This is a genomic window from Lysobacter sp. F6437 (assembly GCF_052547215.1).
The window spans coordinates 1,167,060-1,191,959 of record NZ_JBQWRB010000001.1; the positions used below are offsets into that span (position 1 = coordinate 1,167,060).

General features: G+C 67.8%; 18 protein-coding genes and 1 pseudogene. 5 read left to right on the forward strand and 14 right to left on the reverse strand.

Going from position 1 to position 24,900, the window contains the following annotated elements:
* Window positions 1-24: 24 nt before the first annotated feature.
* From purF to ACT9F5_RS05540, 6 genes are all read right to left on the reverse strand, one after another.
* Window positions 25-1,494, reverse strand: coding sequence for an amidophosphoribosyltransferase (gene purF / locus ACT9F5_RS05515; protein ID WP_445118906.1), 1,470 nt, complete (start codon window positions 1,492-1,494; stop codon window positions 25-27).
* A gap of 2 nt (window positions 1,495-1,496) precedes the next feature.
* Window positions 1,497-2,216, reverse strand: a complete 720-nt coding sequence (locus ACT9F5_RS05520) for a CvpA family protein (protein WP_445118907.1) — start codon at window positions 2,214-2,216, stop codon at window positions 1,497-1,499.
* A 19-nt stretch (window positions 2,217-2,235) separates the two neighbouring features.
* Window positions 2,236-3,231 carry an SPOR domain-containing protein gene (locus ACT9F5_RS05525; protein ID WP_445118908.1) on the reverse strand — a complete coding sequence of 332 codons (996 nt, stop codon included), beginning with the start codon at window positions 3,229-3,231 and terminating at the stop codon, window positions 2,236-2,238.
* Window positions 3,232-3,332: 101 nt separating this feature from the next.
* Entirely contained in the window at window positions 3,333-4,613 is a 1,281-nt protein-coding gene (folC, locus tag ACT9F5_RS05530) for a bifunctional tetrahydrofolate synthase/dihydrofolate synthase (protein WP_445118909.1), read from the reverse strand.
* Window positions 4,614-4,652: 39 nt separating this feature from the next.
* Window positions 4,653-5,294 carry a histidine phosphatase family protein gene (locus tag ACT9F5_RS05535; protein ID WP_445118910.1) on the reverse strand — a complete coding sequence of 214 codons (642 nt, stop codon included), beginning with the start codon at window positions 5,292-5,294 and terminating at the stop codon, window positions 4,653-4,655.
* Window positions 5,295-5,297: 3 nt separating this feature from the next.
* On the reverse strand, window positions 5,298-7,460 hold the full coding sequence (locus ACT9F5_RS05540) for a S46 family peptidase (protein ID WP_445118911.1): 2,163 nt from the start codon (window positions 7,458-7,460) through the stop codon (window positions 5,298-5,300).
* A gap of 178 nt (window positions 7,461-7,638) precedes the next feature.
* Between ACT9F5_RS05540 and tdh the strand changes: the two genes are divergently transcribed.
* Window positions 7,639-8,676: an L-threonine 3-dehydrogenase gene (gene tdh, locus ACT9F5_RS05545; protein WP_445118912.1), complete on the forward strand. Its 1,038-nt coding sequence runs from the start codon at window positions 7,639-7,641 to the stop codon at window positions 8,674-8,676.
* 98 nt (window positions 8,677-8,774) lie between these two features.
* Complete coding sequence (gene kbl, locus ACT9F5_RS05550) at window positions 8,775-9,968, forward strand: glycine C-acetyltransferase (RefSeq protein WP_445118913.1); 1,194 nt, start codon at window positions 8,775-8,777, stop codon at window positions 9,966-9,968.
* Window positions 9,969-10,013: 45 nt separating this feature from the next.
* Here kbl and ACT9F5_RS05555 read toward each other — a convergent pair whose 3' ends face one another.
* The 7 genes and pseudogenes from ACT9F5_RS05555 to acnD all read right to left on the reverse strand — a co-directional run bounded on the left by ACT9F5_RS05555 (window position 10,014) and on the right by acnD (window position 19,680).
* The gene (locus ACT9F5_RS05555; RefSeq protein WP_445118914.1) at window positions 10,014-10,361 is read right to left on the reverse strand and encodes a hypothetical protein; all 348 of its coding nucleotides are present in this window, start codon (window positions 10,359-10,361) and stop codon (window positions 10,014-10,016) included.
* Window positions 10,362-10,606: 245 nt separating this feature from the next.
* Window positions 10,607-11,179, reverse strand: a pseudogene (locus ACT9F5_RS05560) (OmpA family protein); the annotation flags it as partial.
* 494 nt (window positions 11,180-11,673) lie between these two features.
* A complete protein-coding gene (locus tag ACT9F5_RS05565; RefSeq protein ID WP_445118915.1) occupies window positions 11,674-12,765 on the reverse strand; it encodes an OmpA family protein in 1,092 nt (363 codons plus the stop codon).
* Window positions 12,766-12,971: 206 nt separating this feature from the next.
* Window positions 12,972-14,087 (reverse strand): OmpA family protein, encoded by a 1,116-nt coding sequence (locus tag ACT9F5_RS05570; RefSeq protein WP_445118916.1) that lies wholly within the window; start codon window positions 14,085-14,087, stop codon window positions 12,972-12,974.
* 181 nt (window positions 14,088-14,268) lie between these two features.
* On the reverse strand, window positions 14,269-15,717 hold the full coding sequence (locus ACT9F5_RS05575; RefSeq protein ID WP_445118917.1) for a bifunctional 2-methylcitrate dehydratase/aconitate hydratase: 1,449 nt from the start codon (window positions 15,715-15,717) through the stop codon (window positions 14,269-14,271).
* 93 nt (window positions 15,718-15,810) lie between these two features.
* Window positions 15,811-17,016, reverse strand: a complete 1,206-nt coding sequence (gene prpF / locus ACT9F5_RS05580) for a 2-methylaconitate cis-trans isomerase PrpF (RefSeq protein WP_445118918.1) — start codon at window positions 17,014-17,016, stop codon at window positions 15,811-15,813.
* Window positions 17,017-17,070: 54 nt separating this feature from the next.
* A complete protein-coding gene (acnD, locus tag ACT9F5_RS05585) occupies window positions 17,071-19,680 on the reverse strand; it encodes a Fe/S-dependent 2-methylisocitrate dehydratase AcnD (RefSeq protein ID WP_445118919.1) in 2,610 nt (869 codons plus the stop codon).
* 221 nt (window positions 19,681-19,901) lie between these two features.
* Between acnD and ACT9F5_RS05590 the strand changes: the two genes are divergently transcribed.
* The 3 genes from ACT9F5_RS05590 to ACT9F5_RS05600 all read left to right on the forward strand — a co-directional run bounded on the left by ACT9F5_RS05590 (window position 19,902) and on the right by ACT9F5_RS05600 (window position 23,520).
* Window positions 19,902-21,938 carry an oxidoreductase gene (locus ACT9F5_RS05590; protein WP_445118920.1) on the forward strand — a complete coding sequence of 679 codons (2,037 nt, stop codon included), beginning with the start codon at window positions 19,902-19,904 and terminating at the stop codon, window positions 21,936-21,938.
* A 388-nt stretch (window positions 21,939-22,326) separates the two neighbouring features.
* Window positions 22,327-22,785, forward strand: coding sequence for a cell wall hydrolase (locus ACT9F5_RS05595; protein WP_445118921.1), 459 nt, complete (start codon window positions 22,327-22,329; stop codon window positions 22,783-22,785).
* Between the two features lie 123 nt (window positions 22,786-22,908).
* Complete coding sequence (locus ACT9F5_RS05600; RefSeq protein ID WP_445118922.1) at window positions 22,909-23,520, forward strand: glutathione S-transferase N-terminal domain-containing protein; 612 nt, start codon at window positions 22,909-22,911, stop codon at window positions 23,518-23,520.
* A 74-nt stretch (window positions 23,521-23,594) separates the two neighbouring features.
* Here ACT9F5_RS05600 and prpC read toward each other — a convergent pair whose 3' ends face one another.
* Window positions 23,595-24,749 (reverse strand): bifunctional 2-methylcitrate synthase/citrate synthase, encoded by a 1,155-nt coding sequence (gene prpC, locus ACT9F5_RS05605; RefSeq protein ID WP_445118923.1) that lies wholly within the window; start codon window positions 24,747-24,749, stop codon window positions 23,595-23,597.
* Between the last annotated feature and the right edge of the window lie 151 nt (window positions 24,750-24,900).

Here is a 24,900-nt window from a genome sequence, read left to right on the forward strand (position 1 = left end):
ACTTGTGTGGGGCCCGGCCTGACGCTACGTCGCCCGGCGGGTGATCTTGGCATCGTCGGAGCGCAACCGCTTGATCCGCTCGAAGTAGTCCTCCTCGGTGCCGGTCACGTAGTCGCCGTTGAAGCACGACGAATCGAAGTGCTCCAGACGGTGCTTCGGCCCCGACACCGCGTGCTCCAGGTCCTCGAGGTCCTGGTAGATCAGCCAGTCGCAGCCGAGCAGCTCCTGCACTTCTTCCTCGGTGCGGTTGTAGGCGATCAGTTCGTCGGCGATCGGCATGTCGATGCCGTAGATGTTCGGGTGGCGCACCGGCGGCGCGGCGGAGGCCAGGTAGACCTTGCGCGCGCCGGCCTCGCGCGCCATCTGCACGATCTGCTTGGATGTGGTGCCGCGCACGATCGAGTCGTCGACCAACAGCACCACCCGGTTGCGGAACTCCAGCGGGATCGGATTGAGCTTGCGCCGCACCGACTTCGCGCGCTGGCCCTGCCCCGGCATGATGAAGGTGCGGCCGACGTAGCGGTTCTTGATGAAGCCCTCGCGGTACTTCACGTCGAGCACGTTGGCCACTTCCAGCGCGGCGTCGCGCGAGGAGTCCGGGATCGGGATCACGGTGTCGATGTCGTGGTCCGGGCGCAGCCGCAGGATCTTCTCGCCGAGCGTCTGGCCCATGCGCATGCGCGCCTTGTGCACCGAGATGTCGTCGATCATCGAATCGGGGCGCGCGAAATACACGTACTCGAACATGCACGGCGTGTGCTTGCCCGCCGGCACGCACTGGCGGGTGTGCAACTCGCCGTTGGCGGTGATAACCACCGCCTCGCCGGGGCCGACATCGCGCACGCGCTCGAAGCCGGTCAGGTCGAACGCGACCGACTCCGACGCCACCGCGTACTCGTCACCGGCCGGGCCGCTGCGCTTGCCCAGCACCAGCGGGCGGATGCCGTTGGGATCGCGGAACGCCACCAGCCCAAGCCCGAGCACGGTCGCCACCACCGCGTAGCCGCCGACGCAGCGGCGGTACACGCCTTCAACCGCCTTGAACGCGGTGTCCGGCGTCAGTGTGCGGGTGTCGAGTTCATGCGCGAACACGTTGAGCAGGACTTCCGAATCCGACTCGGTATTGACGTTGCGGCGGTCCTGCTCGAACACCTCGCGGCGCAGCGCATCGGTGTTGATCAGGTTGCCGTTGTGCGCCAGCGCGATGCCATACGGCGAGTTGACGTAGAACGGCTGGGCCTCGTCGTTGCCCTCGCTTCCCGCCGTGGGATAGCGGCAATGGCCGATGCCGATCTGGCCGCGCAACAGGCGCATCGCGGGCGCGTCGAACACCTCGCTGACCAGCCCGTTGCCCTTGTGCACCATCAGCCGCCGGCCATCGTCGGCGGTGGCGATGCCGGCCGCGTCCTGGCCGCGATGCTGCAGCACCGTGAGGGCGTCATAAAGCTGGGCCGCGACGTCGTTGTGGCCGACGATACCGATGATGCCGCACATGGTCAGGATCCTGGTTGGGGTTGTTGCAGGGGTGGTTGCTGTCTGGATTGCGGTTGCACTGGTTCTTGAATCTGCTGCGGAGCCGGTGAGCTGCCACTGAGCTCGCGCACGACCTCGGCGGCGGCTTCCAGCGGCAGGTCCACCGGCATCGGCAGGTCGACGTCACGCGTGGCCCGGATCATCTCGGGCGACACCATTCCCGGCGATACCAGCGCGGGCGTGGTGGATTCGCCGCGCAGATCGACCCGGGCGGACACCCATTCCGGCAACCAGCCCTGCATCCATTGCGCGCCCGGCACGAACACCGGCACCACCGCCGAGGCGCGCCATTCCGGCGTCCGCGGCAGTTCGGTCAGGCCCATCAACAGGACCACCAGGCAGGCCACCAGCGCGCCACGCGCGAACCCGAGCACCAGACCCAGCAACCGGTCCAGCCCCGACAGGCCAACGGAATGCACCAGCTTGCGCACCACCCAGCCCACCAGGCCCACCGCCAGCAGCACCACCAGGAAGCTCAATCCATACCCGGCCAGCAGCTGTCCCGGTCCCGGTTCGCCATCGCTGGCGAGCATCAACGCGACCTGTGCGCCAAAACGGAACGCCGCCCAGCCCGCCAGCACCCATGCCGCCAGCGACGCGAGCACGCCGACGAACCCGCGCATCAGCCCCAGCAGGGCCGACACCCCGACGATCGCCAGCAGGACCCAATCGACAGCACTCATCGCGAAAACGCGTCACGCCTCACGGGTGCGAATGGACGAAGCCGTTGATGCCGAGCTTGGCCGCGACCTGCGCCTTCAGCCGCTCGGCAGCGGGACGATCGACCACCGGACCAACCTGGACGCGGCTGAGTGGGCCCTTGTCGGTACTGACCTGCTCGACGAACGCGCTGAGGCCCGCCGCGCGCGCACGATCGCGCATGGCGTTGGCGTCGGCTGCATTGCTGAACGCACCCAGTTGCACCGCGAAGCCCACGCCAGCGGCTGCGGGCTCCGGTGTGGAGGCGACGGGCCTGGTTTCAGCGGGCTTGCTTTCCACGACGGGCTTGGCTTCGGCCGGTTTGCTCACCACCGGCTTGGCCGCAGGCTTGTCCTCGGGCAACGGCGTCGGTTCCGACACCTCCTGTTGCGGCGCCGGCGCGGGCGTGGATACCGACGCGGTGGCGTTGGCGTCGTCCTCGGCGGCGGCCGCATCCAGCGCCACTACCCGGGAGCCAACGTCGTCGCGTACGTGGGCCGCGCGCAGGCGCGCGGTCTCGGCGGTCGCGCGCGAGTCGAACGGCCCGACGCGCACCCGGTACAGGGTGCGTCCGTCGACCGCAGTGGTTTCCTGGTAGCCCGCCAGTTGCGAATCGCGCAGGGCGTTGACCACGCGCGCGGCGTCGTCGGCGCTGGCGTAGCTGCCGAAACTGACCGCATAACCACCGCCGGCGGTGGTCGCCGGCATCATGCCGCCGTTGGCGGTGCGGGTATCGACGGTGGGTAGTTCACCCCCCTCGACGGGATCGGCATCGGCGGCGCCAAGGCCGGTCACGCTGCCGCCCGGCGTCGCGCCCGGGGTCACCAGCGGCAGCTCACGGGTCTCGAATTCACCGCCGGGTGGCTCGGGCAGGTCCAGCGGCACGTCGGAGACGCCGCTTTCCGGGGCCGGCCCCTTGATCAGCATCGGCAGGAAGATCACCGCGATCGCGACGAGCACGGCGGCACCGATCAGGCGCTGTTTCAGGGCGGGTTCCATCGGATCTCGCATGCCTCGGCGAAAGTGCCCGCGAATTATACCCCCGCGCCGCCACCCTACCGGGACGCGCCGGGGTGTCGTTCAGGCGACGGAAGCGGCGGTCAGGCCAGCCACAGCAAGGCAGCGGCCGCGGTGTGGAACGAGCCGAACACGAGGATGCGGTCGCCACCACGCGCGTTTGCGTGCACGGAGGTTAGCGCCTCAGCCACGCCGGCATGGCGGGTTCCGGTGGCGGCCACGGTGCCGGCAAGGCGCGCGGCGAACCGGTCGACGTCGATGCCGCGCGGGGCCTGTTCCGGCAAGCCCGCCAGGTGCCAGTGATCGACACCGGTGGCCAGTGCCGCGACCACGCCGGCCATGTCCTTGTCGCCGAGCGCGGCATACACCGCGTGGGTTGCACCGGTCGCCGGTGCGGCCTGCAGCCATGCGGCCAGTTCGCGAGCCGCCTGCGGGTTGTGGCCGACGTCGACCAGCACCTCCACGCCATCACGTTCGAATCGCTGCAGCCGCCCGGGGATACCGGCGGCGGCAACGCCGCGACCGATCGCATCGTCCGTCAACGGCCGGTCCAGCGCGCGCAATGCGGCCACCGCGACCGCCGCGTTGCGCAGTTGCGCCGGCGCGGCGAGTTTCGGCAGCGGCAGGTCGAGCTGGAAGCCGGTCTCGCGCCACCGCCAGTGACCGTCCGCCGGCAGGTCCGGCGCGGCCTCGCCCGGTGCGGGGCCGATGAAGAAATCGCAGCCGATCCGCAGCGCCGACGCGCCGATCGCATAGGCATGGCGCAGCACACTCGACGGCGGGTCGTCGTCGCCGAGCACCAGCGGTTTCCAGCCGCGCGCGATCCCGGCTTTTTCGAACCCGATCTTCTCGCGGTCGTCGCCGAGGTAGTCCTGGTGGTCGAGGTCGACCGTGGTGATCACGGCGACATCGGAATCGACGATGTTGGTCGCGTCGAGCCGTCCCCCGAGGCCGACCTCGAGGATCGCCAGGTCGAGTCCGGCACGCGCGAACAGCCACAACGCGGCCAGCGTGCCGTACTCGAAATAGGTCAGCGTGGTGTCACCACGCGCTTGCTCGATCGCCTCGAACGCCTCGACCAGCGCCGCGTCGGAGGCGTCATGGCCATCCACCCGGACCCGCTCGTTGTAGGCCAGCAGGTGCGGCGAGGTGTAGGCGCCCACGCGCCAGCCGGCCTCGCGCGCGATCGCCTCGATGAAGGCGACCGTCGAGCCCTTGCCGTTGGTGCCACCAACCGTGATGACATGCTGCGCCGGCCGCCCCAGCCCCATCCGGTCGGCAACCGCGCGCACGCGATCGAGGCCCATGTCGATCGACTTGGGGTGCTGCCGCTCGATGCGGACGAGCCACTGGTCCAGGGTCATGCGGAAAAACCGGTGTATAGGAGCCGCAATGATCCGCGCTTACAGCGCCCGGTGCACGGCCTCGCCGAACAACGCGGTGTGGTGGCTGCAGTCGTTGAGGCGGACCACCTCCAGCCGGTCGACGGTGGGCCCTTCCAGCAGGTTCAGCGTGGTCGGCGCCTGCCGGAACGTCCACAGACGCGCGAGCGGGATGCCGAGCACGTGGCACAGCAGCACCCGGTTGACCGCGTCATGCGCGACCACCAGCAGGGTGTCGTCGACGCCGAGCCCATCGGCAGCGCGGGCCAGTGCCGGCCAGGCGCGGTCGAACACGTGCTGCAGCGACTCGCCTTCGGGCATCAGCACTTCATGCGGCGTGTCGCGCCAGGCCTGCAGGCGCTCCGGATCGCGCTCGCCGATCTCGCTGGCGAGCAGCCCTTCCCAGGTGCCGTGGGCGATTTCCATCAGGCCCGGATCGGTCGACAGCATCCCGCGGCGTTCGCCGAGCGCGAACTCGGCGGTCTGGCGGGCGCGCCCCAGCGGCGAGGCGACCCCGCGGGTAATCGGCACCTCGCGCAGCCGCTCGCCGAGGGCACGGGCCTGTGCCTCGCCCACCGGTGAAAGCGGAATGTCGGCCTGGCCCTGGTAGCGGCCAGCGGCGTTCCACGGGGTTTCACCGTGGCGGGCAAGGATGATCTTCATGCCTTACTTCTGCTCCGGCACGCCGAGCTCCTGCAGCACCTGCGGCGCCGGGAAGACCTCCTGCATGATCCAGCGCATGTAGCGCGCATCGACCGCGATCACGCGGGTCAGCTCCGGGTTGAAGACCCAGTTGGACGCCACGCTCTCCCAGTTCATGTCGAATACCAGCCCGACCAGTTCACCGCGGGCATTCATCACCGGCGACCCGGAGTTGCCACCGGTGATGTCGAGGTCGGCCATGAAGTTGACCGGCACGGTGCCGAGTTCCTCGCTCGCGAGGCCGCCGTGGTTCTTTGCCTCGACCGCATCGAGCAGCGCCTGCGGTGCGTCGAACGGCGCCTCGCCGGTGTGCTTGGCGGCGACCTGCTCGAGCGTGGTGAACGGCGGCAGGCGCACGCCGTCGGGACGGGTATAGCCCTGCACGTTGCCGAAGGTGATCCGCAACGAGGAGTTGGCGTCCGGATAGACCGACTCGCCCTGGCTGGCCTTGTAGTCGGCCACCGCCTGCAGGAAGGCCGGGCGCGCCAGCAGGGCGTCGCCGGCGCGGGTCTCGGCCTGCTCTTCCAGCTTCAGCAGGGTCGGCATCACCGCGACCGCGAACTGCACGGCCGGGTCGTCGCTGGCCTCGAACGCGGCACGGTCGGCCTGCAGCAGTGCCAGGCGGGTGTCGAGCGCGCCAAGGTCGGTGCCGGCCAGCTTGTCGAGCGCGGCCTGCACCGCGACCTCGTCATCACCGCCGAGCCAGGCGTCGATCGCCTCGACCCGCTGCGACTGCGGCAGCTTCACGTACTCGCGCAGCCAGTATTCCTGCAGTTGCCGGTCCATCGCCGCGGCGTAGCGCTTGTCCATCTGCCGCATCGCGCCCTCGAAACCGGGCAGGTCGCGCTGCTGGTAGCCCGGCTCGCGCTCGGCATCGGGTTTGGCCTTCTCGATCGCCAACCGGTACAGGCTGGTCGCGGCGCCGATGGTGCCGGTGCGGCGCAGTTGCCCAAGCACCAGGTCGCGCTCGCGGGTGGCGCTGTCGGCTTCGTGCAGCTCCAGTAGCGTGGCATGGGCGGCGAGTGCGGCCTCGCCTTCGGCGCCCTGCCCGCGCAGCCACGCCAGCACCGCGGCTTCCTCGTCGTGCTTGGCCTTGCTTGCGTCGATCCGCTCGAAGCCTTCCAACTGGCCGCCGTAGTTCTTCATCGCGTTCTGCCAGCCGCGGATGGTGCTGGCGTACTTGACCTTGGTGTCCTCGTCCGCGGCACCGGCCGCCTCGACCAGTCCGACCAGGTTCTCGTAGTGCGCCTTGACGGTCGGATAGGTCCACTGCGCGGTCTGGTCGAACTCGGCGGCCAGCGCGTAGCGGGCGGTGCGGCCGGGGTAGCCCGCGACCATCACGAAATCGCCGGTTTCCAACGGCTGCGATGCCAGCTTGAGCCAGTGCTCGGGCTGGTACGGCACGTTGCCTTCGGCATACGGCGCAGGCTTGCCGTCGGGGCCGACATAGGCGCGGTAGAACGAGAAATCGCCGGTGTGGCGCGGCCACATCCAGTTGTCGATGTCGCCGCCGTAGCTGCCGACGCTGTTTGGCGGTGCGTGGACCAGCCGCACGTCCTTGATCTCGAGGTTCTTGAACAGCCGGTAGGTGTTGCCGCCGGCGAAGCTGTAGAAGCGGCAGCGGTAGCCTTCGTCGGCCTCGCAGTCGGCGACCAGCTGCTTTTCGATCGCCTCCAGCGCGTGGCTGCGGCCGAGCGCATCCGGCGCTGCGGCAATGGCGGCGTGCACCTTGGCGGTGACGTCCTCGATCGAGTCGAGCGCGTAGATGCGCGCGTTGGGGCCGGCGGAAACCTCGTCGGCCCTTGTCTCCGCGTTGAAGCCCTTGTCGATCAGGTTGTTCTCGGGGGTGGAGTTGAGCTGGATCGCGCCGTACGCGCAATGATGGTTGGTGACCACCAGCCCCTGGGGGGAAACGAAGCTGGCGGTGCAGCCACCAAGCGACACCACCGCGCCCATCGGGTCGCCGGTGAGGTCGGCCAGTTGTTCGGGCGGCAGTTCCAGCCCGGCCTTCTTCAGCGGCCCGGCGATCTCCGGCAACTGCTGTGGCACCCACATGCCCTCGCCCGCCACGGACGACCCCACGAAGCCTGCCACCGCGATTGCCACCGCCAGTACCGAATAACGCATTGCCGTCACCCCAGGAAGGTCGAAAGCCCGAGTTTACGCCGTGCACCGCAGTGCCGGGCAGTACCGGACCCGGTCACGGTGGCCGCAGGGGCTGCCGCGTATAATTCGTGGTCAATTCCGGCGCCGTCCGCGCGCCCCGCCTGTCGCACTCGGCACGTGGCAAATCCAAGAGCGAACCATGACCCAAACGATGATGAAGGCGCTGGTCAAGCGCGAAGCCACCAAGGGCATCTGGATGGAAGAGGTGCCGGTGCCCGCGCCGGGTGCCAACGAGGTGCTGATCAAGCTCGAGAAAACCGCGATCTGCGGCACCGACCTGCACATCTACCTGTGGGACGAGTGGAGCCAGCGCACGATCAAGCCGGGGCTCGTGATCGGCCACGAATTCGTCGGCCGGATCGTCGAGGTCGGCCCAGGCGTGACCGGTTACAAGGTCGGCCAGCGGGTGAGCGCCGAGGGTCACATCGTCTGTGGCCATTGCCGCAACTGCCGCGGTGGTCGCCAGCACCTGTGCCCGAACACGGTCGGCATCGGCGTCAACCGCAATGGCGCGTTCGCCGAGTACATCGTCATGCCGGCGACCAACCTGTGGCCGATTCCGGACCAGATCCCGTCCGAACTGGCCGCGTTCTTCGACCCGTACGGCAACGCCGCGCACTGCGCGCTGGAGTTCGACGTGGTCGGCGAGGACGTGCTGATCACCGGCGCCGGCCCGATCGGCATCATCGCCGCCGGCATCTGCAAGCACATCGGCGCGCGCAACGTGGTGGTCACCGACGTCAACGATTACCGCCTCAAGCTGGCCGCCGACATGGGCGCGACCCGCGTGGTAAACGTCGCGAACACCTCGCTCAAGGACGTGATGGCCGACCTGCACATGGAAGGCTTCGACGTCGGGTTGGAGATGAGCGGCAACCCGCGCGCGTTCAACGACATGCTCGACTGCATGTACCACGGCGGCAGGATCGCGATGCTCGGCATCATGCCCAAGGGTGCCGGGGTCGACTGGGACAAGATCATCTTCAAGGGCCTGGTGCTGCACGGCATCTACGGCCGGAAGATGTACGAGACCTGGTACAAGATGACCCAGCTGGTGCTGGGCGGCTTCCCGCTGGGCAAGGTGCTGACCCACCAGTTGCCGGTCGAGGAGTTCCAGCAGGGCTTCGAGCTCATGGAATCGGGCAAGGCCGGCAAGGTCGTGCTCAGCTGGAACTGACATATTCTTCCCGGCCTTTCGTGGGAGCGGCTTCAGCCGCGATGGGAGTCCGGGGATCTGATCGCGGCTGAAGCCGCTCCTACGAAAGCGTGAATATCATGTCCTTGACCGACCGTTACACCCGGGAACTCGACTCCATCCGCGACGCCGGCCTGTTCAAGTCCGAGCGCATCATCACCAGCCCGCAGTCGGCCGAGATCACGCTCGACGACGGCCGCACGGTGCTGAACTTCTGCGCCAACAACTACCTCGGCCTGGCCGACCACCCGGACATCATCGCGGTCGCCAAGGACGCGCTCGACACCCACGGCTTCGGCATGGCCTCGGTGCGCTTCATCTGCGGCACCCAGGACCTGCACAAGCAGCTTGAGCAGACCATCGCGCAATTCTTCGGCACCGAAGACACGATTTTGTACGCCGCCTGCTTCGATGCCAACGGCGGACTGTTCGAGCCGCTGCTGGGCGAGGACGACGCGATCATCTCCGACGCGCTCAACCACGCCTCGATCATCGACGGCGTGCGCCTGTGCAAGGCCAAGCGTTTCCGCTACGCCAACTGCGACATGGCCGACCTGGAGAAACAGTTGCAGGCCGCCGACGCCGCCGGTTGCAAGACCAAGCTGATCACCAGCGACGGCGTGTTCTCGATGGATGGCTTCATCGCCCCGCTCGACGAGATCACCGCGCTGGCGAAGAAGTACGGCGCGCTGGTGCACATCGACGAGTGCCACGCGACCGGCTTCATCGGCGCGACCGGCCGCGGCTCGGCGGAAGCCAAGGGCGTGATGGACAGGATCGATATCTTCACCGGCACCCTCGGCAAGGCGATGGGCGGCGCGGTGGGCGGCTTCACCACGGCATCAAGCGAAGTGATCGAATTGCTTCGCCAGCGTTCGCGTCCCTACCTGTTTTCCAACTCGCTGCCACCGCACGTGGTCGCGGCGGGAATCAAGGCGTTCGAAATGCTCGCCGCCGCCGGCGACCTGCGCCGGCAACTGGCCGACAACACCGCCTACTTCCGCGAGCGCATGACCGCGGCCGGCTTCGACATCAAGCCCGGTACCCATCCCATCAGCCCGGTGATGCTGTACGACGCGCCGCTGGCGCAGAAGTTCGCCGAGCGCCTGCTCGAGGAAGGCATCTACGCGATCGGTTTCTTCTTCCCGGTAGTGCCACAGGGCCAAGCCCGCATCCGCACGCAGATCAGTGCGGCCCATACGCGCAAACAGCTGGACCGCGCCATCGATGCGTTCATCCGGATCGGCCGCGAACTCGGTGTGCTGAAAGCCTGATCCAGCGGCCCGGGCGGCGCCCGCACGGACGCCGCCCCGCAAGCGTTACTCGGCCGCTTGTGCGTCCGGTGCCGCCACAACATCCGTCGCCGCTGACCCCGTGGCCGCGGTCGAAGCCGCGGGTGTCGCAGCCGGCCCCTTGGCGACGCGTACGCCCTTCGACTTCATCCATGCATCGAACTGGTCGGCCGACATGCGCTTGCCACCCTGCTCCATGTTGAAGCGCCACGGCGTGTTGTCGTGCTCGGTCCTGGGCTTGTAGTCCGCTGCATCCGCAGCCGTCGCCCCTGTTGCCGCCGCTTCGGTAGTCGTATTGGCCGGAACCGGCTCGGCCGCCGATGCCACGCCGGCGCACGAAAGCGCCAACACCAGTGAAACCACGAGCTTCCCCATGTCCTGCTCCCCTTGAGTTGTGAGTCCCCATCACGTCGCCTTCACCCCGCGACGTGATGGCAAGTGTAGGCAGGCGAGTACAGAAATGGGTGCGCGCGCTCACAGTCCGTGACGAACGTCCGCAGCAGGCACCTGCAATGCGATGCGTTCGATTCAATGAATGCGACGGCATGCCCGGAAACGCGAAGCCCGGCGCGAGGCCGGGCTTCGGGTGCCGCTGGGCGGCGTGACGTGGAGCGCTTTCGTCAGTTCTGGATGTTCAGTTCCGTGCGACGGTTCTTGGCACGGCCTTCCGGGTCATCCGAACCATCCGGCTTCTGGTTCGGCACCAGCGGGCGCATCTCGCCGAAGCCGACCGGACCGATCAGGCGCGCCTTGTCGATGCCGTTCTCGACCAGGTAGTCGTAAACCGCCTTGGCGCGACGCTCCGACAGGGACTGGTTGTACTTCGCGTCGCCCCTGGAGTCGGTATGGCCGGCGACCTCGACCTTCAGGTCGGGATAACGCTGCAGGATCTCCAATGCTTCGCTCAGCACGGCCTTGGCTTCGGCACCCAGGGTGGCCTTGTCGTAGGCGAAGGTCACGCCCTTCAGGTCGATCGACACCGGCACCGGGCAGCCGTCCGGACCAATGGTCTGGCCGGCTTCGGACGCCGGGCACAAATCGAGGCAATTGATGATGCCATCACCATCGCTGTCGCCCTTGTCACCTTCCGGGGTCGGGCAGTTCTGCACGAGCGGCGTGGCGGGCTTGCCGGTGGCCACGCGCACACCCTTTGATCTCATCCAGTCGTCGAACTTGTCGGCGGACATGCTCTGCCCGTCCTGCTGCATGTTGAAGCGCCACGGGGTGTTGTCGTGTTCGGTGCGCGGGACATAGGCAGCCGGCGCGGCATCGCCCGCCACGGTGCCGGACCCCGGAATCGGCAGCACCTCCCCGTCAGGCATCTGGATGGTGTCCTGCACCGGCTGGGGTGCAACTTGCCCGGGTACGGCAGTCCCCGGCGCCGGCTGCGCATCGGTCGCTTGTGTCGGCGTGTCCTGTGCCTTGCCGGTAGCCGCGCAAGCGGTGGAAACAAGTAGCAGAACACTGGAGGCAACCGCGAACTTCCTGATGAATGCCATGGCCCGGGGATCTCGTGGAAAGCGTTCCGCAGTATAGATGAAGCCTTCGACGTACAAGCTGACCCGCCGCTGTCGAGAGGGACACTGCCGACAAAGAAAAGCCCGGCGCTGGGCCGGGCTTCGAAGTACTTAAGGTGGCACCCCATCGGATGGCCCCGGAAGGCCATCCCTGGGTGGTGCTACGCGCCCTAGTTCTGCACGTTCAACTCGGTACGACGGTTCTGCGCACGGCCTTCCGGATTATCCGAACCATCCGGGTTGGTGTTCGGCGCGATCGGGCGGCTCTCGCCGTAGCCGTTCGGGCCGACCATGCGCGAGGCGTCGATGCCGTTGCTGGTCAGGTAGTCGTACACCGCGGTCGCGCGGCGCTCCGACAGGGCCTGGTTGTAGGCGTCGGTACCCTTGGAGTCGGTGTGGCCGGCCACCTCGACCTTCAGGTCGGGGTAACGCTGCAGGATCTGCACCGCCTCGCTCAGGATCGCCACCGCGTCCGGACGCAGGGTCGACTTGTCGAAGTCGAAGTTCACGCCCTTCAGGTCGATCGACACCGGCACCGGGCAACCGTCCGGACCGATGGTCTGGCCGGCCTGCGAACCCGGGCACTTGTCGTCGCAGTTGTTGACGCCGTCACCGTCGTCATCCAGGTCCGCGCAGCTCGGGGCAACCGGCGGCGGCGGCGGCGGGGCGGCCACCTGCTCCGGACCCAGCGGCACCACGACGCCGACCGAAGCCAGTACGTCGCCGAACCAGTCTTCCTCGGGAGCGCGGAAGCTCTGGTCGTCGAAACTGGCGCGGTAAGCCAGTTCCGTACGGATCGCGACACGACCGACATCGCCCTGCAAGCCAAATCCGAGCTTGGCCGCCAGGTTGCCGTCCTCACGCTCGCCCGGCGAATCCGGGTTGGGGAACGCATCGAACTCCTCTTCCGAACGCTGGTAACCCAGGCCCATCAACGCGTACGGGTGCCAGTTGCGACCCTCCGCGATGAAGTGGCGGCGCAGGTCCAGCGAAACGCCGTACTGGCTCCAGTTGAGGTCCTGGTTGGCATCGCCCTGCGGGTTCTGGTAGTTCACCTCGCCATCGACCGACCACGCCGGGCTGATGAACCTGCCCAGGCCAATCGCACCAAACGGGGCATTGCGGGTCTCGCGGGCGCTGTCCTGGATATTCATGCCGGCGGTGCCGGTGAGGTACCAGCGGTCATCGAATTCCTGCGCGTTGGCGGCCGGGGCAAACGCCAAACCCGCCAGCAAGGCGGTGCTCAACAAGCGGATCTTCATATTCGGATTCCTTCGAGTGGAGAATTGAATTACTTGCCTGCAACAACCGGCGGGGCCCGGAATGCAAATCCCGTGGCCGCTGGCGCGCCGATCATACACATCCAGTATGTCCAATAAAGCCGAAGCCCGGCACTGGGCCGGGCTTCGGGATACTTCTGGTGCACCTTCGGATGGCCCCGGAAGGCCATCCGTGGTTGCTACGTGCCTTAGTTCTGCACGTTCAACTCGGTACGACGGTTCTGCGCACGGCCTTCCGGATTGTCCGAACCATCCGGGTTGGTGTTCGGCGCGATCGGGCGGCTCTCGCCGTAGCCGTTCGGGCCGACCATGCGCGAGGCGTCGATGCCGTTGCTGGTCAGGTAGTCGTACACCGCGGTCGCGCGGCGCTCCGACAGGGCCTGGTTGTAGGCGTCGGTACCCTTGGAGTCGGTGTGGCCGGCCACCTCGACCTTCAGGTCGGGGTAACGCTGCAGGATCTGCACCGCCTCGCTCAGGATCGCCACCGCGTCCGGACGCAGGGTCGACTTGTCGAAGTCGAAGTTCACGCCCTTCAGGTCGATCGACACCGGCACCGGGCAACCGTCCGGACCGATGGTCTGGCCGGCCTGCGAACCCGGGCACTTGTCGTCGCAGTTGTTGACGCCGTCACCGTCGTCGTCCAGGTCCGCGCAGCTCGGGGCAACCGGGGCCGGGGCGACCGGGGCCTGCGGCTCCGGACCCAGCGGCACGACCACGCCGACCGAGGCCAGCACGTCGCCGAACCAGTCGGCACCGTCGTCGCGCGGCACGTCGTCGGTCATGAACGCGCCGACGCTGTCGTCATCGGCATCGATGCGGTAGGCCAGCTCGGTACGGATCGCAACGCGACCGACGTCGCCCTGGACGCCGAAGCCGAGCTTGCCGGCGACATCGCCGCCTTCACGCTGGGCCGGGGAATCCGGGCTCGGGAAGTTGTCGTACTCTTCCTCGTGGCGCTGGTAGCCCAGGCCCATCAACGCGTACGGGTTCCAGTTGCGACCCTCGGTGATGAAGTGGCGGCGCAGGTCCAGCGAGATGCCGTACTGGCTCCAGTTCAGGTCCTGGTTGCGATCGACCTGCGGGTTCTGATAGTTCAGTTCGCCGTCGAGCGACCAGTTCCGGTTGAGGAACTTGCCGACACCGATCGCCGCGAACGGAGCGTTGCGGGTATCGCGGTTGTTGTCCTGGATATTCATGCCGGCGCTGCCGGTGACATACCAGCGGTCATCGAAATCCTGCGCGCTGGCGGTGCCGACCAGACTCAGGCCACCCAGCAGGGCGGCGCAGAGGAGCTTCTTATTCATCCTGTATCTCCTTCGTTCATCAAAATTGGAAACCGCGTCTGCGAGGTTCCTTACCGTTCTAGACGGCCGCCTGTACGACGCCATCCGGGGCAGGTTAGATTTGCACACGTGAAGGCTATGTTAACGGGCATCTAACATTCCGGGGAAGTTCCGCTGAACCGGAACCTCCCTCAAACTCGGTTCAGCGTTGGAACAGTGCGAGGAAGCCGGTGATCGGCATCTCCTCGAGTTCGCCCGGGCGGGCGGCGAGTTCCAGCAGCCGGTCCGCATTCGCCCCCGGCAGCTTTGCCCGGATCGCCTTCTCGAACTTCTCCATCAATAGCGGGATGCCCTCGTCGCGGCGCTTGCGGTGGCCAATGGGATAGTCGATCGAAACCTCCCCGGTGCTGCTGCCGTCCTTGAAGAACACCTGCACCGAATTGCCGATGTAGCGCTTCGCGGGATCGAAATAATCCCTGGTGAACTCCGGATTCTCGCTGACGACCATCTTCCCGCGCAGGACGTCGATGCGCGGATCCGCGGCGATGGCGTCGGTGTAGTCGCCGGCGGTCAGGCGACCGAAGATCAATGGCACGGCGACCATGTATTGCAGGCAGTGGTCGCGGTCGGCGTAGTTGGCCAGCGGACCGGTCTTGTCGATGATGCGCACGCCGGCTTCCTGGGTCTGCAGCTCGATCCGCTCGATATCGTCGAGGTGGTCCTTCACTTCTGCGTGAAGGCGCATCGCGCACTCCACCGCGGTCTGGGCGTGGAACTCGGCCGGGTAGCTGATCTTGAACAGGATGTTCTCCATCACGTAGCTGCCGAACGGGCGCTCGAACTCGAACGGCCTGCCCTCGAAGGCGATGTCGTAGAAGCCCCAGGTCGGCACGGTCAGCGCGCTCGGGTAGCCAACCACGCACTTGACCGCATTCAGCGCGTGGGTGACGGCGCGACGGCAGGCGTCGCCGGCGGCCCAGCTCTTGCGCGGGCCGGTGTTCGGGGCATGGCGGTAGGTGCGCAGCACGCCGTTGTCGATCCAACTGTGCGAAACGGCGGTCCAGATGGCGTCCCGGTCACCACCGAGCATGTGGGTGGCAACGGCGGTCGAGGCCAGCCGGACCAGGATCACGTGGTCGAGGCCGACCCGGTTGAACGAGTTCTCCAGCGCGTAGCAGCCCTGGATCTCGTGGGCCTTGATGGCGTAGGCGAGCACGTCGCGCACGGTGAGGGCCTCGCCGCCTTCGGCCTCGGCCTTGCGCCCCAGGTAGTCGGCGACGGCGAGGATCGCGCCGAGGTTGTCGGACGGGTGACCCCATTCGGCCGCCAGCCAGGTGTCGTTGAAGTCGAGCCAGCGGATCTGCACGCCGATGTTGTAGGCGGCCTGCACCGGGTCTAGCTCGTGGGTGGTGAACGGCACCCGCGCGCCGCCCTCCAGGTCCGCGCCGGGGACCAGCGGCCCGAGGTGCTTGACGCATTCGGCGTGGTCCATCGCCAGCGCCGCGCAGGCCAGCGAATCCAGCAGCATGTAGCGGGCGGTGTCGAATGCCTCCCGCGAATCGACGGTGTAGCCGGCCACGTAACGGGCGACGTCGAGCATCGGCGGGTCGGGATCGGGACGGGCGCTGGAGCGCTGGTCGAACGTGTCCATGGCACATCCTCCGGACGGGAAGGTCCGGCCATTCTGCCGCGGGCCCTCGTGCGAAGCCTTCACCCGCTCTAACACCACGCACGTTTTGCGGCGTCACCCGTACTGCAACGTCTCCGCCGGGACACGCACCGCACCTTCCATCAGTACTCGCGCGCTGCGGCTCATCACCGCTTTGGTAACCGTCCATTGGCCGTCGACCCGGACCGCCTGCGCGCCGACCCGCAGGGTGCCCGACGGATGCCCGAAGCGCACCGCGTCGCGCTGGCCACCGCCGGCTGCGGCATGCACCAGGGTGCCGGGGATCGAGGCGGCGGTGCCGATGGCGACCGCGGCGGTGCCCATCATCGCGTGGTGCAGCTTGCCCATCGACAGCGCGCGTACCAGCAGGTCGACGTCGCCGGCGGCGATGCGCTTGCCACTGGAGGTGACGTGGTCGGCCGGCGGCGCGACGAAGGCGACCTTCGGGGTGTGCTGGCGGGTCGCGGCTTGTTCGACGCTGTCGATCAGGCCCATGCGCACCGCGCCGCGCGCGCGGATCGCCTCGAAACGCGCGAGCGCCTGCGGGTCGCCATTGATCGCGTCCTGCAACTCGGCGCCGCTGTAACCGAGGTCGGCGGCGTTGAGGAAAATGGTCGGGATGCCGGCGTTGATCATCGTGGCCTTGAACGACCCGACGCCGGGCACGTCGAGGTCGTCGACCAGGTTGCCGGTCGGGAAGATCCCGTTTGCAGCGTCGTCGCCCTCGCCTTCGTCGGCCGGGTCGATGAACTCCAGTTGGATTTCCGCCGCCGGGAAGGTCACGCCGTCGAGTTCGAAGTCGCCGGTCTCCTGCACCTGCCCGTCGGTCACCGGCACGTGGGCGACGATGGTCTTGCCGATGTTGGCCTGCCAGATCCGCACGGTGGCGATGCCGTCACGCGGCACTCGGCTGGCATCCACCAGCCCGGCGCTGATCGCGAACGGCCCGACGGCCGCGCTCAGGTTGCCGCAATTGCCGCTCCAGTCGACGAACGCCGTGTCGATCGAGACCTGGCCGTAGAGATAGTCGACGTCGTGGTCGGGCACGCTCGCTTCGGAAATGATTACGCACTTGCTGGTGCTCGACGTCGCCCCGCCCATGCCGTCGGTGTGTTTGCCGTAGGGATCGGGCGAGCCGATCACCCGCATCAGCAATCCATCGCGCGCCGCACCCGGCACCTGCGCGGCCGCGGGCAGGTCCTGCAGGCGGAAGAAAACGCCCTTGCTGGTGCCGCCTCGCATGTAGGTGGCGGCGATGCGGAGTTGCGGGGCGTGCGGCATGGATGATTCCTGGCAAGTAGTGGAGTACGGACGTCGGGCGTTGACGAAGGGCTCTTACGCCACCTGCGCCGCTTCGAAGAAGTCGTTGGCGAAGCGCTGCAGAACACCGCCGGCCTCGTAGATCGAGACCTCCTCGGCGGTGTCGAGGCGGCAGGTCACCGGCACGTCCACCCGTTCGCCATTCCTGCGGTGGATCACCAGCGTCAGCATCGCGCGCGGCGCGGGCGTGCCGGCCACGTCGTAGGTCTCGGTGCCGTCGATGCCCAAGGTGTTGCGGTCGGTCCCCGGCAGGAACTCCAGCGGCAGCACGCCCATGCCGATCAGGTTGGTGCGGTGGATGCGCTCGAAGCCTTCGGCGGCGATCGCCTCCACCCCCGCCAGGCGCACGCCCTTGGCCGCCCAGTCGCGCGAGCTGCCCTGGCCGTAGTCGGCGCCGGCGATGATGATCAGCGGCTGGCGACGCTCCATGTAGGTCTCGATCGCCTCCCACATGCGCGTGACTTCGCCCTCGGGCTCGATGCGTGTGAGCGAGCCCTGCTTCACGTTGCCGGCCTCGTCGCGCACCATCTCGTTGAGCAGCCGCGGATTGGCGAAGGTCGCCCGCTGCGCGGTCAGGTGGTCGCCGCGATGGGTCGCGTAGGAATTGAAGTCCTCTTCCGGCAGGCCCATTTTCGCCAGGTACTCGCCGGCGGCGCTGCTGGCGAGGATCGCGTTCGACGGCGACAGGTGGTCGGTGGTGATGTTGTCGCCGAGCACCGCCAGTGCGCGCATGCCGCGCATCGTGCGTTCAGCCAGCGTCCCTTCCCAATAAGGCGGGCTGCGGATGTAAGTGCTCTGCGGCCGCCAGTCGTACAGCGGGCTGACCTTCTCGCCGTGCTCGACGCTGAACCTGAACATCGGATCGTAGACCTGGCGGAACTGCTCGGGCTTGACGCTGGCAGCGACGATCGCGTCGATCTCCGCGTCCGACGGCCAGATGTCCTTCAGCGTGACCTCGTTGCCCTGCGCGTCGATGCCGAGCACGTCCTTCTCGATGTCGAAGCGCACGGTGCCGGCGATCGCATAGGCAACCACCAGCGGCGGCGAGGCGAGGAAAGCCTGCTTGGCATACGGGTGGATGCGACCGTCGAAGTTACGGTTACCCGACAGCACCGCGGTCGTGTAGACGTCGCGCTCGATGACCTCTTGCTGGATCGCCGGGTCCAGCGCGCCGCTCATGCCGTTGCAGGTGGTGCAGGCGAAACCGACGATGCCGAAGCCGAGTTGCTCCAGCTCCGGCAGCAAGCCGGAATCCTCAAGGTACAACTGCACCGCCTTGGAACCGGGCGCCAGCGAGCTCTTGACCCACGGCTTGCGGGTCAGTCCACGCGCGTTGGCATTGCGCGCGATCAGGCCGGCCGCGATGACGTTGCGCGGGTTGCTGGTGTTGGTGCAACTGGTGATCGCGGCGATGATCACCGCGCCGTCGGGAATCAGGCCTTGTGCCTCCTGCGCGCGCGCGGCATCGAGGTTGCCGGCGACACCGCGCTCGGCCAACGCCGAGGTCGGCAGGCGCCGGTGCGGGTTGGACGGGCCGGCCATGTTGCGCACCACGCTCGACAGGTCGAAGGTGAGCGTGCGCTCGTACTGCGCGTCGGCCAGCGCGTCGGCCCACAGTCCGGTATGGCGGGCGTAGGTCTCCACGCGCTTGACCACCTCGTCATCGCGACCGGTCAGGCGCAGGTAATCGATGGTCATGTCGTCGATGAAGAACATCGCCGCGGTCGCGCCGTATTCGGGCGCCATGTTGGAAATGGTCGCGCGGTCGCCCAGCGTCAGCGCCGCGGCGCCTTCGCCACGGAACTCCAGGTATGTGCCCACGACCTTCGACTGGCGCAGGAACTCGGTCAGCGCCAGCACGATGTCGGTTGCGGTGATGCCCGGTTGCGGCTTGCCGGTCAGCTCGACGCCGACGATCTCCGGCAGCCGCATCCACGATGCGCGACCGAGCATCACGCTTTCCGCTTCCAGCCCGCCGACGCCGACCGCGATCACGCCCAGCGCATCGACGTGCGGCGTGTGGCTGTCGGTACCGACCAGGGTGTCGGGGAACGCCACGCCGTCACGCGCATGCACCACCGGCGACATCCGCTCCAGGTTGATCTGATGCATGATCCCGTTGCCCGGCGGGATCACGTCGACGTTCTTGAACGCCTTCTTGGTCCAGTCGATGAAGTGGAACCGGTCGAAGTTGCGACGGTCCTCGATCGCGCGGTTCTTGGCGAACGCATCCTTGTCGAACCCGGGAGCCTCCACCGCCAGCGAGTGGTCGACGATCAACTGCGTCGGCACCACCGGGTTGACCTGCGACGGGTCGCCGCCGCGCTGGGCGATGGCATCGCGCAACCCCGCCAGGTCGACCAGCGCGGTCTGGCCGAGGATGTCATGGCACACCACCCGCGCCGGGAACCACGGGAAGTCGAGGTCGCGGCGACGCTCGATCAACTGGACCAGGTAGTCGTTGAGCCGGGCCGGGTCGGCACGGCGCACCAGGTTCTCCGCATGCACGCGCGAGGTATACGGCAGCGTGTCCCAGGCACCGGGCTTGATCGCCTCGACGGCGGCGCGGGTGTCGAAATAGTCGAGCGCGGTGCCGGGCAACGGCTTGCGGTAGTCGGTATTCATGGCGGAGCGGCACCTAAGTACGAATGGGGGCGCGGGCGCGCGGGCGAAGCCCCACCCGGCGCTGGGCGCCGATGACAGCCGATGGGGGCGACGCCGCGGAGCCGCAGCAATCGCAATTATCGCATTCACCCGGGAACCGGGCGACGAGCGCGGCTGGAGCGCCTTGTACCGCCCGGCGAATCCCGGCATGGTGCGGGATCCATACGCCGCCGTACTTGCGCATGACCGCCGCCAACCCGCATCCGCTCTACCCGCACCTGTTCGCCCCGCTCGACCTCGGCTTCTGCACCCTGCCGAACCGCGTATTGATGGGGTCGATGCATACCGGGCTGGAGGACCATGCGCGCGACTTCCCCAAGCTCGCCGCGTATTTCGCCGAGCGTGCGGCCGGCGGCGTCGGGCTGATCGTCACCGGCGGGTTCTCGCCCAACATCGCAGGCTGGCTCAAGCCGTTCGGTGGCACCCTGGGCTGGTCGTGGCAGGCGCGCAAGCACCGGCAGGTCACCGACGCCGTGCACGCCCACGGCAGCCGCATCTGCCTGCAGATACTGCATGCCGGCCGCTACGGCTACCACCCGCTGCAGGTGGCGCCGTCGCGGATCAAGTCGCCGATCAACCCGTTCACACCGAGGGCGTTGTCGGCGCGGGGGGTGGAGCGCCAGATCCAGGCCTTCGTCGACAGCGCGCGGCTCGCGCGCGATGCCGGTTACGACGGCGTCGAGGTGATGGGTTCGGAAGGCTACCTGCTCAACCAGTTCACCGCGCCGCGCACCAACGGCCGCGACGATGCCTTTGGTGGCGATGCGACCCGCCGGATGCGTTTCGCCGTCGAGATCGTGCGTCGCATCCGCGAGGCCTGCGGACCGGACTTCATCCTCATCTACCGGTTGTCGATGATCGACCTGGTCGACGGCGGGCTGGCCTGGGACGAGGTGGTGGCACAGGCGCGCGCGGTCGAGGCGGCCGGCGCGACCCTGGTCAACACCGGCATCGGCTGGCACGAGGCGCGGGTGCCGACGATCTCGACTTCGGTGCCGCGCGGCGCGTTCAGCGGCATCACCGCGCGGTTGAAACCCGAGGTCGCGCTGCCGCTGGTCACCACCAACCGGATCAACATGCCGACGGTGGCCGAGCGCATCCTCGCCGCGGGCGACGCCGATATGGTGTCGATGGCGCGGCCGCTGCTGGCCGACCCGCAATGGGTGGCCAAGGCGCGCGACGCGCGGACCGACGAGATCAACACCTGCATCGCCTGCAACCAGGCCTGCCTGGACCATGTGTTCGAAAACAAGCGCGCGAGCTGCCTGGTCAACCCGCGCGCCTGCGCCGAGACCGAACTGAATTACGCGCCGACGCGCGAGCCGTGGCGCGTTGCGGTGGTCGGTGCCGGTCCGGCCGGACTCGCCTGCGCCACCATCGCGGCGGAACGCGGCCACCAAGTGACACTGTTCGATGCAGCATCCGCGATCGGCGGCCAGTTCAACCTGGCCAAGCGGATCCCCGGCAAGGAGGAGTTCCACGAAACCCTGCGCTACTTCGCGCGGCGGATCGAGCAGACCGGGGTCGAGCTGCGCCTCGACACCCGCGCCGATGCCGCGGCGCTGTCCGGCTTCGACCATATCGTGCTCGCCACCGGCATCACCCCGCGCGTGATCGACCTGCCGGGCGCGGATCATCCCAAGGTGGTGGGTTATCGCGACGTGCTGGATGGCTCGGTCGCGGTCGGTGCGAAGGTCGCGATCATCGGCGCAGGCGGAATCGGTTTCGACGTCGCCGAGTTCCTGGTCCACGAAGGCCCGTCTCCGGCGCTCGACCCGGCCCGCTGGCATGCCGAATGGGGCGTCGACCTGGCGTATGGCGACAACCGCGGTGGTCTCGCCCCGGCCCGGCCGGAGCCGCCGGCGCGCGAGATCTGGCTGCTGCAGCGCAGTCCGGGCAAGCTCGGTGGAAAGCTTGGCAAGACGACCGGCTGGATCCACCGGGCGACGCTCAAGGCCAAGCGGGTGCACATGCTGGGTGGTGTGGAGTACCTCGGCGTCGACGAGCGTGGCCTCCGGATCCGCCGCGACGGCGAGGAGCAGTTGCTCGCAGTCGATCACGTGGTGGTCTGTGCCGGACAGGAGCCGTTCAAGCCTCTCGTGGAGCAGTTGGGGGGCTTCAATGTTCAGGTCCACGTGATCGGCGGGGCCGACGTGGCAGCCGAACTCGACGCCAAACGCGCGATCGACCAGGGCAGCAGGCTGGCGGCCGCGCTGTAGCGGCGCATCCGGGGGCTTCGTACATCCCCGATCGGAAGAATCCGGACGGGTTCCGACCGGCGGCGGAGGCCCGGGCGAAAGCCTGAACAGGCGTGGTTTTCGCGCGCACCATCACACCCCGGGCACGAGCCAGACCCCCTGCTGCCGGACCACTTGTTCAGCTGTCGTTTAGTTAACGACCGCTACCTTGCCGCAACTTTCCAGCCACCCAAGCAGGTGGCACCCACCACCGCCCCGCCTTCTGCGGGATCACGGTGACGGGGCAAAGCGCGCCACAGAGCCGCCGCCCTCCCCAATACGCCATGCCGGTTCGCCCCTCGGCTCCCGTCTTCCTGTTCCAGGAGCGGTTGCCCCAGTGCGGCCGGCGCAACGGAGCAAGGAGTTCTGCATGAAGTTGGCCTGGATCCTGTGGTTGGCCTCGGTACTGCCACCGCAAACCGCAGATTCGCTCTGCCTGAGCACCACCCTGTACCTGGAAGCCCGCGACCAGTCCGAGCGCGGCCAGCAGGCCGTCGCCGAGGTCGCCCTGCGTCGTCGCGACAGCGGTCTCTGGGGCAACAGCGTGTGCGAGGTGGTGACCGCGCGGAAGCAGTTCGCGCCGTCGCTGGTGTCGCCCAACACGCGCCTGAGCAATACCGAGGCCTGGGCCGAGTCGGTCACCATCGCGCTTGAAGCCCAGCGCAACTGGCAGTTGCCGGTCGGCGAGCGCCAGGAGATCGTGCCGGGTGCCAGCCACTTCGCGGCGCTGTCGCTGGCCAGCCCGAGCTGGCGAAACGCGTACCAGGTGGCGGTCATCGGCGACCACACCTTCCTCAAGGTGCAGAACCTGAAACCGCAGGGGACGTAAGCGGGCCGCTGGCAAGGCCGTTGCCGTGACACTGCGTTACGGCGATGCGCACGAAAATCCACGACGGGTCGATGACAATCATCGGCCCGTTTTGCGTTTTCGACGATTCCCCATGGAGGCCGCATGAAGCTCTACACCAAGCCGGGCGCCTGCTCGACCGCCGACCACATCGCGCTGCAATGGACCGGTGGCCCGTTCGAAGTGGAGATCCTGAGCCGCGAGGCGATGAAGGCGCCGGAGTACCTGGCGATCAACCCGGCCGGTGCGGTCCCCGCGATCGTCGACGGCGACTTCGTGCTGACCCAGAACGCCGCGATCATGGGCTACATCGCCGACACCTTCCCCGCAGCCGGGCTGGGCGGTGACGGCAGCACGCGACAACGCGCCGAGGCAGCGCGCTGGCTGTCGTTCGCCAACTCCGACCTGCACCCCGCCTTCACTCCGCTGTTCAACCCGGGCGCCTTCCACCCCGACGAAGGCCAGCACGACGCGATCAAGGCCGCCGCACGCAAGCGCGTGCGTGGCGTGTTCGAGCGCGCCGATGCGCAGCTTGCCGGACGGGAATGGCTGGCCGGCTTCCGCAGCTTCGCGGACCCGTACCTGTACATCACCTTGCGCTGGGCGCACGGGCTCGGGATCGACCTGTCCGGCCTCGACAACCTGGCCGCCTTCAAGGCGCGGATGGATGCCGACGAAGGCGTGCGGGCGGTGCTGACCGCCGAGGGTCTCGACTGATTCCCGGCATCGATGCGATCACGAAAAAGGCCGCTCGATGAGCGGCCTTTTTTGATGTCACCGGGTCGACGCTGTCAGCGCTTGTCGATCGCCACGTAGTCGCGATCCTCCGGCCCGGTGTAGTTCGCACTGGGACGGATGATCTTGCCGTCCTCGCGCTGCTCGATCACGTGCGCGCTCCAGCCGGTAGTGCGGGCGATCACGAACAGCGGGGTGAACATCGGGGTCGGGATGCCCATCATGTGGTACGCGGAGGCCGAGTACCAATCGAGGTTCGGGAACATCTTCTTGCTGTCCATCATCAGGTTCTCGATGCGCTCGCTGACATCGAACAGCACCTGGTTGCCGCCGTCCTTGCACAGCTTGCGGCTGATCTCCTTGATGATCGGGTTGCGCGGATCGCCGACGGTATACACCGGGTGGCCAAAGCCGATGACGATCTCCTTGCGCTCCATGCGTGCGCGGATATCGGCCTCGGCCTCGTCCGCGGTGTCGTAGCGGCTGATGATGTCCATCGCCACTTCGTTGGCGCCGCCGTGCTTGGGTCCGCGCAGCGCGCCGATACCGCCGGTGAGGCAGGAATACATGTCCGAACCGGTGCCGGCGATCACGCGCGCGGCGAAGGTGGAGGCGTTGAACTCGTGCTCGGCGTACAGCACCAGCGACTTGTCGAGCGAGTCGGCGTGCAGCGCGCTCGGTGCTTCGCCGTGCAGCAGGTGCAGGAAGTGCGCGGCGACAGATTCGTCGTCGGTCTCGACGTCGATGCGGCGGCCGTTGCGGGTGAAGTGCCACCAGTACAGCAGCATCGACCCGAAACTGGCGATCAGGCGGTCGGCGATGTCGCGCGCCTCGCTGGCCGGGTGGCCGTCGCGTTCGGGCAGCACGGTGCCCAGCACCGAGCAACCGGTGCGCAACACGTCCATCGGGTGGGCGTTGGCCGGCACCAGCTCCAGCGCCTCGGTGACGATCGCCGGCAGCCCGCGCAGGCGGCGCAACTTGGTCCGGTAGGCGTTGAGCTGCGACTGGGTCGGCAGCGCGCCGTGCACCAGCAGGTGGGCGACTTCCTCGAAGGTCGACTTCGTCGCCAAGTCCTTGATGTCGTAGCCGCGGTAATGCAGGTCGTTGCCGCTGCGGCCAACCGTGCACAGCGCGGTGTTGCCCGCGGCGGTGCCGCTCAGCGCAACCGATTTCTTGGCCTTGGGCGGGACGGGGGCGGTGGATTCAGTCATCTGAGTGCTCCTGGAAGTTGTAAATCTGGGCGGTCCGCGTACATCCCAAGCATGTGCCGTGCCACGGGGATTGCGTGCGGCGGTGACCTGTCCCGTGGGCCGGTATCGTTTTCAAGGACAGAGGGAAAGCATTGGCCTTGGACGCGACCGG